Source organism: Pseudomonas sp. NUPR-001 (genome assembly GCF_052147955.1).
In the GTDB taxonomy this organism is placed as follows: domain Bacteria; phylum Pseudomonadota; class Gammaproteobacteria; order Pseudomonadales; family Pseudomonadaceae; genus Aquipseudomonas.
This window is the reverse complement of the sequence record NZ_CP197353.1, coordinates 3288162-3302244: the sequence shown is the minus strand read 5'-3', so window position 1 is coordinate 3302244 and position 14083 is coordinate 3288162. Positions and strand designations below refer to the sequence as shown.

The 14083-nt window shown below is 60.7% G+C and carries 10 protein-coding genes; 9 read left to right on the top strand and 1 reads right to left on the bottom strand.

Annotation, left to right across the window (positions count from 1 at the left end):
* The first annotated feature begins 227 nt into the window (after positions 1 to 227).
* The 5 genes from ACP6KB_RS14720 (at position 228) to ACP6KB_RS14700 (ending at position 8070) form a co-directional block, all read left to right on the top strand.
* Positions 228 to 3044, top strand: coding sequence for an amino acid adenylation domain-containing protein (locus ACP6KB_RS14720; RefSeq protein WP_442107642.1), 2817 nt, complete (start codon positions 228 to 230; stop codon positions 3042 to 3044).
* Between the two features lie 106 nt (positions 3045 to 3150).
* Positions 3151 to 3852: a tRNA (adenine(22)-N(1))-methyltransferase gene (locus ACP6KB_RS14715; RefSeq protein WP_442107640.1), complete on the top strand. Its 702-nt coding sequence runs from the start codon at positions 3151 to 3153 to the stop codon at positions 3850 to 3852.
* 178 nt (positions 3853 to 4030) lie between these two features.
* Positions 4031 to 4540 carry a sigma-70 family RNA polymerase sigma factor gene (locus tag ACP6KB_RS14710; RefSeq protein WP_442107638.1) on the top strand — a complete coding sequence of 170 codons (510 nt, stop codon included), beginning with the start codon at positions 4031 to 4033 and terminating at the stop codon, positions 4538 to 4540.
* 4 nt (positions 4541 to 4544) lie between these two features.
* Positions 4545 to 5525 carry a FecR domain-containing protein gene (locus ACP6KB_RS14705; protein WP_442107636.1) on the top strand — a complete coding sequence of 327 codons (981 nt, stop codon included), beginning with the start codon at positions 4545 to 4547 and terminating at the stop codon, positions 5523 to 5525.
* 118 nt (positions 5526 to 5643) lie between these two features.
* Positions 5644 to 8070 carry a TonB-dependent siderophore receptor gene (locus ACP6KB_RS14700; RefSeq protein WP_442107634.1) on the top strand — a complete coding sequence of 809 codons (2427 nt, stop codon included), beginning with the start codon at positions 5644 to 5646 and terminating at the stop codon, positions 8068 to 8070.
* Positions 8071 to 8256: 186 nt separating this feature from the next.
* Here ACP6KB_RS14700 and ACP6KB_RS14695 read toward each other — a convergent pair whose 3' ends face one another.
* The gene (locus tag ACP6KB_RS14695; protein ID WP_442107632.1) at positions 8257 to 8625 is read right to left on the bottom strand and encodes a hypothetical protein; all 369 of its coding nucleotides are present in this window, start codon (positions 8623 to 8625) and stop codon (positions 8257 to 8259) included.
* A gap of 194 nt (positions 8626 to 8819) precedes the next feature.
* Between ACP6KB_RS14695 and ACP6KB_RS14690 the strand changes: the two genes are divergently transcribed.
* From ACP6KB_RS14690 to ACP6KB_RS14675, 4 genes are all read left to right on the top strand, one after another.
* Positions 8820 to 9683: a diguanylate cyclase domain-containing protein gene (locus ACP6KB_RS14690; protein ID WP_442107630.1), complete on the top strand. Its 864-nt coding sequence runs from the start codon at positions 8820 to 8822 to the stop codon at positions 9681 to 9683.
* A gap of 66 nt (positions 9684 to 9749) precedes the next feature.
* Positions 9750 to 10349 (top strand): hypothetical protein, encoded by a 600-nt coding sequence (locus ACP6KB_RS14685; RefSeq protein ID WP_442107628.1) that lies wholly within the window; start codon positions 9750 to 9752, stop codon positions 10347 to 10349.
* Positions 10350 to 10489: 140 nt separating this feature from the next.
* Positions 10490 to 10876 (top strand): GFA family protein, encoded by a 387-nt coding sequence (locus ACP6KB_RS14680; protein WP_442107626.1) that lies wholly within the window; start codon positions 10490 to 10492, stop codon positions 10874 to 10876.
* A gap of 288 nt (positions 10877 to 11164) precedes the next feature.
* The gene (locus ACP6KB_RS14675) at positions 11165 to 13888 is read left to right on the top strand and encodes a cation-transporting P-type ATPase (protein ID WP_442107624.1); all 2724 of its coding nucleotides are present in this window, start codon (positions 11165 to 11167) and stop codon (positions 13886 to 13888) included.
* Positions 13889 to 14083: the final 195 nt, after the last annotated feature.

Genomic DNA, 14083 nt, shown 5'->3' with positions numbered 1-14083 from the left:
TAACTATTAACAACGAATCGAACGGGGCGAAGATAACTATCACTGGGAATGATAGGACGCCCGCAATTGGGTCGATCCCGCCGGTCGTTTCACGGGGCACGGGGTTCCAGCGCATGCAACTGCCCAAACACATTGGCGCCGAGCCGTGGCGTGCACTAACGTTCAGCCCATCGGCCAGGTGCTATCAGTGCTCTGGCGTGCACCGACCATGCGGAGCAGAAAAATACATGCCGGATCTTCGTCCAGACCCGACACAGCGCTTGCACTACCGTGCCGAGCGCCCGATTTTCGAGGATTTTCTGCAACAGGCGGTCGATACGCCTGACGCCCCGGCCATCATTGCGCATGATGAAACCTGCAGCTATCGCCAGCTTGAGCAGATCAGCCGGGGTATAGCGTTCGGCCTGCGCGAAAAGGCAGGCGGCCGCTCCGACCGCGTGGTGATTGTGGCGAGCCGCTGTGCAGGCCTTGTGTACGCCATGCTCGGTGCGCTGCGTGCCGGTCTGACCTTCAGCATTGCCGACGCGGCCTATCCACCGGCGCGTATCGCGCAGATCATCCGTACGCTCGAGCCAAGCGTGGTGTTGCTGTGCGGTGAGGCTCAGCTCGAACTCGACGTTGAACGCCCGCCGCAGGTCGTCCGCGTGCCTGAGGCAGTCGCTGCATCGCTGGCGCAGTTTGCCTGCCCACAAACGCCGCTGCCTGAGGTTGATCCCGGCCAGCCAGCCTATATCACCTTCACCTCCGGCAGCACCGGTGAGCCCAAGGGCATCGTGACCCATCACGCGCCCCTTGTTCACTTCATTGAATGGCATGTGCGGCGCCATGGTTTTACCCGTGATGAGCGCTTTTCGCTGCTGTCGGGGCTGGGTCATGACCCGGTGTACCGGGATGTGTTTACCCCGCTGTCGATCGGCGCAACGATCGTCTGCCCGGCGCAATCGACCCTGATCAATCCGGCGGTGCTGGCTGCGTGGATGCACCATCAGCAGGTGTCGGTCATTCACCTGACACCACCGCTGGGCAAGCTGATCGAAACCGGCGCGAGGCTTAACGGGCAAGTGCTCAATCGCGTGCGCTACCTGTTCTGGGGTGGCGATGCCCTTAGCCCGCTGTTGCACGAGCAGATGTGTGCGGTCGCCCCCATGGCCGCTCAAGTGAACTTCTATGGCACGACGGAAACGCCGCAAGCCATGGCGTTCCACGAAATTGACCCACTCGCCGACAGCGGCAAAATTCCTTTGGGGACTGGTATCGAGGGTGCACAGTTGTTGGTGGTCAATGAGGCCAGTCAACAGGTCGGCGAAGGCGAGGTGGGGGAAATTCTGATCCGCAGCCCCTATCTGTCGCTGGGCTATTGGGGCGACGCTGCGCTGACCGCGGAAAAGTTCGTGGTCAATCCGTTTACGGGCATTGCAGGTGACCTGTGCTACCGCACTGGCGACCTTGGCACCTATCTGCCTGGCGGCGACGTCAGTTTTCTCGGGCGTGCTGACAGTCAGGTGAAAATACGCGGCCATCGTATCGAACTGGCCGAGATCGAAGCTGCGATTGCCCGGCACCCGCAGATCAAACAATGCGTGGTGCTGGCCAACCAGGACAGCGCGATGCTCAGGCTGGTGGCCTACTGCGTGGCATCACAGCCAGTGCCTGCGGCGCAACTGCGCGAGGAAGTCGCCGCCCAGTTGCCGGACTACATGGTGCCAGCGCTGTTCGTTTTCCTCGACGCGATTCCACTCACGCCCAATGGCAAGATCGACAAGCGCGCGCTGCCACCGGCGTTCGACAGCCCGGCAGTGCACACTAGCGGTGACAGCCAGCCGCTGTCACCGGTCGCGCAACAGCTTAGTGAAGCCTGGGCGCGCATCCTTCAGGTGCCGCGCGTCGACGCCAACCTGACCTTCGTGGAACTGGGTGGCGATTCACTGTCGTTTGTTCAGGCGTCTATGGTGCTGGAACAGCTGGTCGGCCAGTTACCCGAGCGCTGGGAATTGACCCCAGTACGCCAGTTGGCCGAGCTCGCCGCCCAAGGGTCGCCGGGCAAGGTATCGAGGTGGTCACTGCGGGCCATGGAAATGCCGGTGTGCCTGCGGGTGATCGCGATCATCCTCATCGTCATCGGCCACTTCAGTGTGTTTTCCAACTGGATGGTTGCAGGTGAGACTTCGTTATTGTTTCTGATCTCCGGCCTGAGCCTGGCCAGGTTTCAGTTCCAGGCCATCGAGGAGCGCGGTGATGCGCGTGTGCTGCTGAAGTCGATCGCTACGATCGCCGTGCCGACCATTCTGTACACGGTGTTGACCCAGATACTGTTCGACAAGCTGCACTGGCAATCGCTGTTGCTGATTTCCAACTGGTTCCCTCCGCACCTGGTCGGCCATTTCAATGCCTGGTACGTCGAAGTGCTGCTGCAGATGATCGTGATCATCGGCTTGGTGGTGTCGGTCGAGCGCGTGCGCAGACTGATCATGGCCGATCCATTCCGGCGCCTGGTGCTGGCTTCCTGCGCACTGGTGGTGCTGGATATTGCCCTCAACCGCTTGGTGTTCGACGCCACGCACCTGTACAACCGGGTGCCGCAACACTTCCTGGCGATCACGGTACTCGGTATGGCGATTCACTTCGCCCATTCCTCGGCGCAGAAATGGGTGGCCAGCGCGGTGGCGGTGTTGGTGATCGGCGAGCTGGATTACGTCGCTATCGCTGGTTACCACTTGCAGGTGGCGACACTGCGCGGCTACATCGACATCGCCTTGCCGGCGGTGCTCGCGGTGATCTGGGTCAAGTCTATCCGTGTACCGGGCCCTGTGGCGCGGGCAGGGGCGGTGATTGCCTCGGCAACCTTGTACATCTATCTGACCCATTTCCAGTTCCATTCCCTGGGGCGTCGTCTGTTTGATCATCCGGCGTTCTCCGTGCTGCTGGCGATCCTGGGGGGTGTGCTGGTGAGCTATTGCTGGAATACCGTGCTGCGCATCGCTTTGGCGCGTTGGAACAGGGCAGGGAAGGGAGGTCGGGCCGATTCCCTCGAAGGTGTTGCCTGACCCTGGCGGTGGTCGCTTTGCAGTTGAAAAGCTTGGCGTAGCCCGACAGAATCGCGCCCCGATCCAGTCACAGGTGCTGGACGCTGGTAGTGAAAAGGGGCGGTTGTTGAACGAACACACATTGTCCATGCGCCTGGAGCGCGTGGCGGCGCAGGTGCCAGTCGGTGCGCGCCTGGCCGATATCGGCTCGGACCACGGTTACTTGCCGGTGGCATTGGTGCGCCGTGGTGTGATCGCCGTGGCGCTGGCTGGCGAAGTCGCACTGACGCCCTACCAGGCGGCGAAACGCACGGTGCGCGACAACGGCCTGGAGCCGCAGATCAGCGTGCGCCGGGCCAACGGGCTGGCGGCGATCAGGCCAGAAGACGCCATCACTGCAGTCAGCCTCTGTGGCATGGGCGGCGAGACCATCCGCGACATCCTCGACAGCGGCAACGCACACCTGAGCGGCCAGGAGCGACTGATCCTGCAGCCCAACGGCGGCGAGCAGCCGCTACGGCAATGGCTGATGGACAACGGCTACTGCATTCTTTACGAAGAGGTACTGCGGGAAAACCGCTTCGACTACGAAATCATTGTCGCCGAACGTGCCGAAGCGGTGCAGTACAGCGCCGAGCAACTGTTCTTCGGCCCGTTGCAGATGCAGGTGCGCAGCCCGGCGTTCCTCGGCAAATGGCAGCGCAGGCTGCGGCAGAAGCAGCAGACTCTGGCCGGATTCGCCCAAGCGCGACAGGCCGTGCCCGCGCGCAAGGTCCAGGAACTGACGCAGCAAGTGCGCTGGATCGCTGAGCTGCTGGAACAGGCCTAAATCATCTTGCTGTACAGATTGCTCGGGTTTGCGTTTGCGGTACAGCTACCCAATTAACCGCATCGCCTGCAGAGCCCCACCACTCAATGAAGCAGCAAACGATTAGCGCAATTGCCTTAGTCGTCGAACATTCGTTATAGTTGAGAACGATTATCATAAGTATCGACGACGGGTGTGCATGGACAGCGAGCGGGCATTTGAACGGGATGTGGAACAGCTCTACGTCGCCCACCATGGTTGGCTCAAAGGCTGGTTGCGCAAGCGTTTGGGCGGGCATGGCGATGCCGAGGACCTGGCACACGATACCTTCATCCGGATCATGCGCTCACGCAGTGCCATCGCTGATTTGCGCCAGCCGTTGGCCTACCTTGCGACAATCGCCAACAGCCTGTTGATCAACCGCTGGCGGCGTCAGGCCGTGGAACGTGCTTACCTGGAGGCCCTGGCTGCACACCCGCAAGTACTGGTGCCGTCGGAGGAAGAGCGTCTGCTGCTGATCGAAGCGCTGGTGGAGGTTGATCAATTGCTCCAAGGCTTGCCGTCGCGGGTCAGGGAGATTTTCCTGTTGTCGCAGCTTGATGGTCTGACTTATCCGCAGATCGCCATGCACCTGGGCCTGAGTGTCAACCAGGTGCAGAAAGCCATGGGCAAGGCCTTTGCCGCCTGTTATGCCAGTCGGTTCGAGTAACAGCATGGCACATGACCACCTGCCAGTAAGCGCCGCGGTCCGCGATCAGGCCATTGCCTGGTTCACCCTGGCCCAGTCGGGGTGCATGACAACCAGTGAGCAGCGCCAGTTGCTGGCTTGGCGTAAAGCGCACAGTGAGCATGAGCGCGCCTGGCTGCGCCTGGACAGCATCACCCAGAGCTTGCAGCAACGCAGCACCACGTTGGCAACACCGCTGGGCAGGGAGTTGGCCGGGCAGGGGCATTACCACGATGCCGAGCGACGCCGGGCGCTGAAGGTGCTGGTTGGTTTTGGCGTGCTTGGCGGTGTTGCCTGGCAGGGGCGCGAAACGCATTTACTGCAGGGGGCTGTGGCCGACTACCGAACAGGCACCGGCGAACGTCGCCAGCTTAGCCTGCCTGATGGCAGCCAGCTGTGGCTCAACACTGCCAGCGCAATCGATCTGCAGTTCAGCGCCAGCACACGGCAGCTGCGCTTGCGCTATGGCGAAATTGAAATACTCACCGCCAGCGATCCTGCAGGGCGACCGTTTCAGGTTGTCAGCGACGATGCCTGGTTGCAGCCGCTGGGCACGCATTTTCGCGTGCGTCGTGACAACGACAACCGCGGTACTTTGTTGGCGGTGACTCAAGGGCGTGTCGCCGCCAGCCCCCGCAGCGGGGCGCAGAGGAGGGTGATCGAGGCCGGCTGGCAGGCGCGGATCGATGCCGCCGGTGTCAGCGCACCTCAAGTACTACAAGGCACTGACGGGTCCTGGGTCGATGGTTACCTGGTTGCCGAGCGCATGCGCCTGGCAGACTTTCTCGCTGAGCTAGAGCGTTACCGCCCGGGCGTGCTGCGCTGTGCGGGGCAAGTGGCGGATATACGCTTGAGCGGCACCTACCCGCTGGCCGACACCGATCAGGTTCTGGCCTTGCTCGAGGACAGTTTGCCAGTGCGTGTCCGGCGCACGACCCGCTACTGGATCAGTGTCGGCCCACGCTAAGTCGTATGATCGCGGAAAAAACTACACAAACTGAGGCAGGTTTTCAGTTCTCGCGTGGCTTAGGGAGAAATCCCTGTCTGCTTGTGCGGACGTCTTTTGAGAAATGGACCCTTTGCCCATGATGCCTCACCCACTTTTTCGCGCCGTGCGTCAGTCGCTTGGTGCCACGCTGGTCTGCTGTTCCGTGCTGGCGGTCATGCCAGTGCTGTCGGTACACGCTGCCAGCAACACTCAGCGCACTCAGCTTTTTGCCATCCCGGCCGGCCCGCTCGATCAAGTCCTTGGTGAGTTCGGCCGCCGTGCTGGTATCCCGATCTCGGTCAACGCCGGGCTGACCGAAGGCAAGCGCAGTGTCGGGTTGAATGGCGAGTACAGCATCGAGCAGGGGTTCATCCGGCTTCTGGCAGGTACTGGCCTGGGCATGCGTCGTCTGGATAGCGGCGGTTATAGTCTGGTGGCACTGCCAGTGTCAGGCGCGGCGCTGGAAATCGAGGCAACCCAGGTGTCGAGCAATACCCTGGGCGCGGTGACTGAGCACACCGGCTCCTACACCACCTCGAGTATGAGTGTTGGCACCAAGCTGGCGGCGTCGCCGCGTGAAACGCCGCAGTCAGTCACCGTCGTCAGCCGCCAGCGCATGGACGACCAGAACCTGCAGAAGATCGATGACATTGCCACCTACACCCCAGGCCTGACCCTGCGCAAAACCGGTGGCGAACGCCCGGAGTTCTATTCGCGTGGCACGGCGATCGACGCCATCATGATCGACGGCCTGCCGGTGGCCTATGACAGCGATACCCTGGGTACCTCGACCCTGGCCATGTACGATCGTGTGGAAGTGGTACGCGGTGCCTCCGGGTTGATGGTGGGGGCAGGCAACCCGTCAGGCACCTTCAATCTGGTGCGCAAGCGCCCGACCGTGGCACCGCAACTGACCCTCACCGGCAGCGCCGGACGCTGGGATGACTACCGTGGTGAAGTGGATATCAGCGGTAAGCTCGATGCCAATGGAGATCTGCGTGGCCGCTTCGTGGGCGCCTACCAGGACCGTAACAGTTTCGTTGATGCCTATGGCAACCAGCGTCAGCTGTTCTACGGTATCGGCGAGTATGACCTGAATGAAGCCACCACCCTGACGTTTGGCGCCTGGTACAACCGTGAAGACAACCCGGGCGCCGACTGGAACGGCCTGCCCACCCATCCGGACGGCAGCTTTTTCGACTATCCGCGTTCAGCCCGCAGCGCACCCGACTGGACCTACTGGGACAAAACCAACCGCAGCGCCTTCGTTGAGCTGGAACAGCGTTTCGACAATGGCTGGAAACTGCGCACCAACGCGACCTGGCTGCGTGGTGACATGGAAATGCTCGGTGGCAGCGTTTACACCGACGCAAACAATGACTATCACCTGAACATCGGCCGGTACACCTACCAGCACACTCAGAAAAGTGTCGACAGCTATGTCTCCGGTCCCTTCAGCCTGTTTGGCGCGACCCACGAACTGGTGGTGGGCGCCAGCTGGCGCCGTGACGACACCGACGATGGCCCAGGCGGACCGGGCATCAACTCGGATGTGATTATCGACCCGCAACATTTCGACCCCGATGCGTATGCTAAACCTGCGATCGACTACAACTGGTCGCGCGATGGCCGTGAACAGCAGTCCAGTACCTACGCGACGGTGCGTTTCAACCTGCGTGACGACCTGCATCTGATCCTCGGCTCGCGCCTGGATTGGTACGAGTATGAGCAAGCCACCCAGTCCGGTGGTTACAGCTTCGGTGACGACTCCAAGGCGACCCGCGAGTACACCCCCTATGCCGGGGTGATCTATGACCTCGACGATACCTACTCGGTCTACGCCAGCTGGACGCGGATCTTCAAACCCCAGACCGCCCGCAACACCAGTGGCAGCCTGCTGGACCCGGTCACCGGCAGCAACTACGAGGCCGGTATCAAAGGCGAGTACTTCGGTGGCGCGCTCAACACCAGCCTGGCCCTGTTCCAGCTGGTTCAGGAAAACCTCGCCAAGTCGTTGCCATCTGGGCAATGCACCAAAGGTGTCCCTGAATGCTACGAGGCCAGCGGAGAGGTGCGTACCCGCGGGGTAGACGTGGAGCTGGGGGGCGAATTGATGCCTGGTTGGCAGATGTCGGCAGGCTACACCTATGCCGCGGCTGAATACACCAAGACTCAAAGCGCGACGCAACAGCGTGGAGATCGCTACGACAGCGATACGCCGTACAACCTGTTCAAGCTGTTTACCACTTACCGACTGCCCGGCGAACTCGAGCGCTGGACGGTGGGCGGTGGCATTCGTAGCCAGAGCAGTGCCTACACGAGTCATGGTGTGAAACAGGGTGGCTACAGCGTCAGTGACGCCATGCTGGCTTACCAGCCGAGTACGCAATGGCAGTTGCAGGCGAACCTGAATAACGTCTTTGACAAGCGCTATTACCAGAACATCAGTAACAGCTGGGGCGCCAACAGCTTTGGCGAGCCACGCAATCTGATGTTCACCGTGCGCTACAGCCCGGCGTTCTGAGTTGCCAGCGGGCAACGGCGGGGTGCCGCCGCTGCCCGGATTGCCGTGCTAGGTTTTGTGCGAAAAGTGTGGGAGCGGGCTTGCCCCGCGAACACGGGCGAAGCCCGTGCCATTCACCACAGTACCTGCTTCGCGGGTAAATCGGGTCGCCGCACCGCCGCTCACACAAAATTTGTCGTGCAGACCCTAGCTCAACTGCGCAATCAACACCGCATTGGTATAGATCAGGCTGCCATCAGTGGCCCGATGACCCACCAGGTGGAACTGGCCGCGCTGGTCTTCGTCCAGGTAGACGCGAAACCTGCAGTCGGCCAGAGGGCCGTACCCTTCTGGCAAAACCAGGTTCAGCGCAGCCATATCGACTTCCACCATGGCTTCCCACGTGTGGTTGGCTTCCACTATGGCTTCCGGCGCTTGGCTGGCCTGCAACTGCTCTTCGGCTTGCTCCAGGCGCCTGTGGTTAGCGCCCAGAATGTCAAAGTGGATGTCGCCTATCGGCGTCGACCGTTGTTCACCATCGCCTTTGCACCAACCTTCAATTGTCAGGGTACTCATGGTAAACCTCGTGCTGTTGGGTTTTTTGCTGACCATTGAAGCTGTTGACCTGCGCGCCGGCTGAATCGTTCATGTTTTGCACGATATACGCTTGCTTGAGCCCCGCGGACTTGCTTAAAGTCGCCAGGATTGTTCGCCGTGTTCCTTGGCGATCAGGCGTTGACCAAGCCCTTTGAACCGGATGCTTCAGCCCCATGCCCGTCGACTTGCAAGCGCTCTATCCCAAGCTGATCCATTTGATGCTGGACACGGTCTTTGTGGTCGACCGGGACAACCAGATCGTGTTTGTCAGTGATGCCTGCGAAGCCTTGCTCGGTTACCGCGCCGATGAGCTGGTGGGCACGCTGATCACCCACTACATGCATCCTGATGACCTGGCAGCCACGCGCGCCTCGATAATCCGCGTCATGAATGGTCAATCCCACGTCGATTTCCGCAACCGTTATATCCGCAAGGATGGCGGTGTCGTCTCGATCCTCTGGGCGGCGTTCTGGTCAGAGGAGGTGGGGGCACGGATTGGTGTCGCACGCAATGTCACCGCGTTGGCCAAAGCGGAAGAAGAGCTGCGTTTTCTTGCCCATCATGACCCGCTGACCAAACTGACCAACCGATCGTTGTTCAATGACCGCCTGGAGTCTGCCGTGCGCGCTGCGCACCGTCACCAAAGCACCCTGGCCTTGCTGTTTCTCGATATCAACGACTTCAAGGGCATCAACGATGCGCATGGGCATGCGGCGGGCGATCGGGTGCTCTGCGCTATTGCCCGACGTTTGCAGCACTGCGTGCGTGAAACCGACACGGTGGCGCGGATGGGCGGCGATGAGTTCACCGTGCTGTTGACTGACCTGCATTCGCACAGTGCCGTAACCGAGAAGGTGGAGCAGATCCTGGCGGTTATGGCTGAGCCGCTTGGTGCTGAATTCGACGGCATCGCCATGCCGTCCTGTAGTATCGGCGTGGCCTGTTACCCGGCAGACGGTGAGGATGCCGATACCTTGCTCAGCCATGCCGATGGCGATATGTACCGGATTAAAAAGCGCCGCTCACTGGCGCGATAATGCCCCCAGCACCCCAGCTACAACAGTAATACCCACCGCAAAGGACTACGGATGAAACTAAGGACGTTGGCGATAGCCGTTATCTCTTGGGCCGCAATCAATGGCGCTCAGGCGGGCTCGGACAAAAACAGGGTACTGTTTGATGCACGCTGGTACACCGAGGCCTATGTAAAAGAACACATCAAAGACCGTTATCCTGCCCTGTACCGCTCAGCGTTCCACCCGAGCGTCAGCTATGTCTACGCTGCCGACGCGCCCGGATTCAAAGCGTCAGGTGCCAATCTGCTGAGCGAACCCATGCCGGCGCGCGAGGGCGGCTTTATCCGCTTGCCGCTCAAACAACCTGGCACCACGCTGGCTGCCGAGCTGGACCAGCAGTGTGTCAGGTATATTGCCCAGGGTCTCAAGGCGCTCACCCAGGGCGCCCGCCAAAAGGCGGTCCGGCAGATGGTCAAAGGCGTTGTCATCGCCGGCATTCAAAGCGGAGAGCTGGCCGCTGCGCCGCTTGATCTTGACCGTACCCGCGGACGGGAAATTTCGCTGATCGCTCCCCCAGCGGAGGGCAGACTGCGCTGCAACATCTATAAAACCCACCGGGGTGGCTATGAAACCTACGACATCTCCGTGGTGCTGCGTGCAACCGCTGCTTACGCAGTAGGCAACTAGGTCATCTGTGGGAGCGGGCTTGCCCCGCGATTGCGGTCTGTCTGCCACATCGCCTCGCGGGGCAAGCCCGCTCCTACAGCCAATGATCAAGACAGTTGCCCCCACAACACTTTTCATACAGAGACTCGTCAGGGAAGGGCATGACACAGATTTACCAAGGCAGCTGCCTGTGTGCAGCGGTCAAATATGAGCTGCTCTGTGCGCCCAAAGCCGTGAGCCATTGCCATTGCCAGCAATGCCGCAAAGGCCACGGTGCGGCTTTCGCATCCTATGCCAGCGTGCCACGTGAGGCCTTGCGGATTGTCGCTGGCGCCGCGAACATCAGCGGCTATGCATCCTCGGCGTCGGTGTTGCGCCAGTTCTGCGCCCAGTGTGGCTCGACCCTGTTCTGGTCACGCAGCCAAGGCGCGTTTGCCGACTGGATTTCGGTGGCTCTGGGAACACTGGATACGCCCTTTACGCCAGGCAAACACAAGCACGTTCATCTCGACAGCAGGGCGCTGTGGTTCGAGCAGGCTGATCAGTAATTGATTTCAGGGAAAACCACGATGGTAGAGCTGTCGGCAGCCAGAAGCGCACACCTTTTTGGCGCTAAGGCCCGACAGGGAGCTGAACTATCCCCCCAAATTCTCAAGCGTTTGCAGTGCTGATCTGAATCAAGCACTGACAACCGGCAAGGCGCAAAAATGCACCACCACTATGAGTAGCCCGGGGTGGAACGCGATATTCGGCGTAAAAAACAGCTGCTGGTTTACCCGCTGAGTGCAAATCGCTGCTTGACTCATTCACCTCAGGACGAATGCCGGGAGGACGATATGGGATCATTGCAACCGCAAGCGCCGAGCACTACGAGCAGCACCGCGCAGCCCTGGTACCGTAAAAGCGCGCAGCAAACCATGGCTGATTTGCAAACCAGCAGCACCGGGCTTGCACCCGAGGAGGCCAAGGCACGGCTGCTGCGCGTGGGGCCTAACGCACTGCCTGCCAAGGCCGTGGACCCGATCTGGCTCCGCTTTGCACGTCACTTCAACGATGTACTCATCTACATATTGCTGGCTGCAGCGCTGGCCACGGCGATGATGGGGCACTGGACCGATACCCTGGTGATCATCAGCGTGGCGGTGATCAATGCGGCTATCGGCTTTTTTCAAGAGAACAAGGCCGAGAAATCCCTGGCCGCCTTGCGCGGCATGCTCAGCAGCACCGCCCATGTAGTGCGCAACGGCCAAAAGCTGAACATCGAGGCCAGTGAGCTGGTACCGGGTGACGTGGTGCTGTTGCGCCCGGGCGACAAGATCCCTGCGGATGTGCGGTTGTTCGAGGTGCACCACTTGCAGGTCGAGGAGTCGATGCTGACCGGTGAATCGCTCACCGTTGCCAAGCACAGCGATGCGCTGGACCACGAGGCGCAACTGGCCGACCGCACCAACTTGGCGTTTTCTGGCACCCATGTCAGTGCCGGTAACGCCAAGGGTGTGGTGATCGCGACCGGCATCGCTACCGAGCTGGGCAAGATTAACCGCATGATTGCCACGGTGGACGAAACCGAAACGCCGCTGCTGCGTCAGATCGCCCAGCTTGGCAAGCGCATCTTCCAGTTGATTGTCGGGATGATGGTGCTGCTGTTCTTTATCGGTTTCTTCGTTCACGACTACCCGCTGGGTGAGTTGTCGCTGTCGCTGATCAGCCTTGCAGTGGCCTCGGTGCCTGAAGGGTTACCGGCGATCGTGTCGATCATTCTTTCGCTTGGCGTACAGCGCATGGCCCGCAACAAGGCGATCATCCGCAAGCTGCCGACGGTAGAAACCCTCGGCGCGATGAATGTGATCTGCTCGGACAAAACCGGCACGCTGACCATGAACGAAATGACGGTCAAGCACGTGCTGACTGCCAACCGCTTCTACGCGGTGGGTGGGGAGAGCTACGAGCCCCGTGGACGCATCACCCTGGCCGGGGCCACCGAAGCCCTGGACTGGGCTGAGCATCCTGATCTGGTGGCGTTGATTCGCGCCGTGGACATCTGCAATGACAGCAGCGTCCAGCGCGACGAGCACGGCCGCTGGACGGTGGTCGGCGGTCCCACCGAAGGGGCGCTGAAGGTGCTTGCCCTGAAAGCCGATCTGCCACCGGTCGAGGTGCAGCGCATGGGCAAGATCCCCTTCGACTCGGCGTACAAATACATGGCCCGGCGCAGTGATGTCGATGGCCAGCGCCTGATCTACCTCAAGGGTGCTCCTGATGTGCTGTTGAGCCTGTGCGAGCAGCAATTGGGTGTCGACGGCCCGCAGCCGCTGGACCGTGATTATTGGGAACGCGAGATGCACCACATCGCCGAGCATGGTTTGCGCATGCTGGCAGCCGCCTACCGGCCGGTGTCGGATGCCGGTGGTGACATCGATCATGACGATTTGCGCCAAGGCATGGTGTTCCTCGGCGTAGCCGGGCTGATGGACCCGCCGCGTCCGGAAGCGGTCGAGGCGATTGCCCTGTGCAAGCAGGCGGGCATCGAGGTGAAGATGATCACCGGCGATCACCCGGACACCGCAGTGGCCATCGCCCGTATGCTGGGCATGGGCAACGACCTGCGGGCCATGACCGGTAAAGAGCTGGAGCAGACCGACGACAACACCCTGAAAACCGTGGCCATGCAGTATTCGGTATTTGCCCGTACCAGCCCGGAGCACAAATTGCGCCTGGTACGCGCGCTGCAGGCCAACGGCCAGGTGGTCGGTATGACCGGCGACGGCGTCAACGATGCCCCGGCACTGAAGCAGGCGGATGTGGGTATCGCCATGGGCATCAAAGGCACCGAGGTGACCAAAGAAGCGGCCGACATGGTGCTGACCGACGACAACTTCTCCACCATCACCAATGCCGTGCGTGAAGGGCGCCGGGTCTACGACAACCTGAAAAAAACGGTGCTGTTCATTCTGCCGACCAACATGGCGCAGGGCTTGTTGATCGTCATGGCCTTGCTGGTAGGGGCGGTGGTGCCGTTGTCGCCGTTGCAGATTCTGTGGATGAACATGGCCACCTCCACCACCTTGTCGTTTGCCCTGGCGTTCGAGCCGGGTGAGGCGGGGATGATGCACCGTAAGCCGAGAAAAGCCGGTGAGTCGATTCTCAATGCCTACGCGGTGTGGCGTGTGCTGTTTGTGGGCGGCCTGCTGACGGCGGCGGCGTTTCTGCTGGAGTCGTGGATGGTCGCCGACGGCCAGGACACAGACCACATTCGTAGCATGATTCTGCATACCCTGGTGACGGCGCAATGGGCCTATTTGTTCAACTGCCGCCTGCAGGATCAGTTCTCGCTGAACCTGGCCCTGCTGCGCAACGGCGCGCTGCTCACCGTTACCTTGGGTTTAATCTTGCTGCAGTGCCTGTTATTCTACGTGCCCTTCATGCAAACGGCGTTCCATACCGTGCCATTGACCTTCAGTAACTGGATGGTGGCATTGGCTATTGGCGTACTGGTTTTCTTCGCAGTCGAACTCGAAAAACTGGTGGTGCGCCGTTGGAAGGCGAGCAACAGAACATAGTCATGTACTGCACACCCTGGTTCGCCAGGGTGTGCAGCCGCTTCAGGATTTTCATCCTGCTGCCGCGCAAACATCTTGCGACCTGAAAAAACGGTCTAAAGTTTTTGCTGCAGGCCCGTTCATCTTTCTAATCCCAGCACCCTCGACACAATCGAGGCGTGTGCGGCACGCATTTCACAATTTTGCGCGCCTGAC

Coding starts and splice junctions, on each gene's coding strand:
- ACP6KB_RS14680 (WP_442107626.1), top strand. CDS start 10,490: ATGACACAGATTTACCAAGGCAGCTGCCTGTGTGCAGCGGTCAAATAT.
- ACP6KB_RS14695 (WP_442107632.1), bottom strand. CDS start 8,625: ATGAGTACCCTGACAATTGAAGGTTGGTGCAAAGGCGATGGTGAACAA.
- ACP6KB_RS14710 (WP_442107638.1), top strand. CDS start 4,031: ATGGACAGCGAGCGGGCATTTGAACGGGATGTGGAACAGCTCTACGTC.
- ACP6KB_RS14705 (WP_442107636.1), top strand. CDS start 4,545: ATGGCACATGACCACCTGCCAGTAAGCGCCGCGGTCCGCGATCAGGCC.
- ACP6KB_RS14720 (WP_442107642.1), top strand. CDS start 228: ATGCCGGATCTTCGTCCAGACCCGACACAGCGCTTGCACTACCGTGCC.
- ACP6KB_RS14675 (WP_442107624.1), top strand. CDS start 11,165: ATGGGATCATTGCAACCGCAAGCGCCGAGCACTACGAGCAGCACCGCG.
- ACP6KB_RS14690 (WP_442107630.1), top strand. CDS start 8,820: ATGCCCGTCGACTTGCAAGCGCTCTATCCCAAGCTGATCCATTTGATG.
- ACP6KB_RS14700 (WP_442107634.1), top strand. CDS start 5,644: ATGATGCCTCACCCACTTTTTCGCGCCGTGCGTCAGTCGCTTGGTGCC.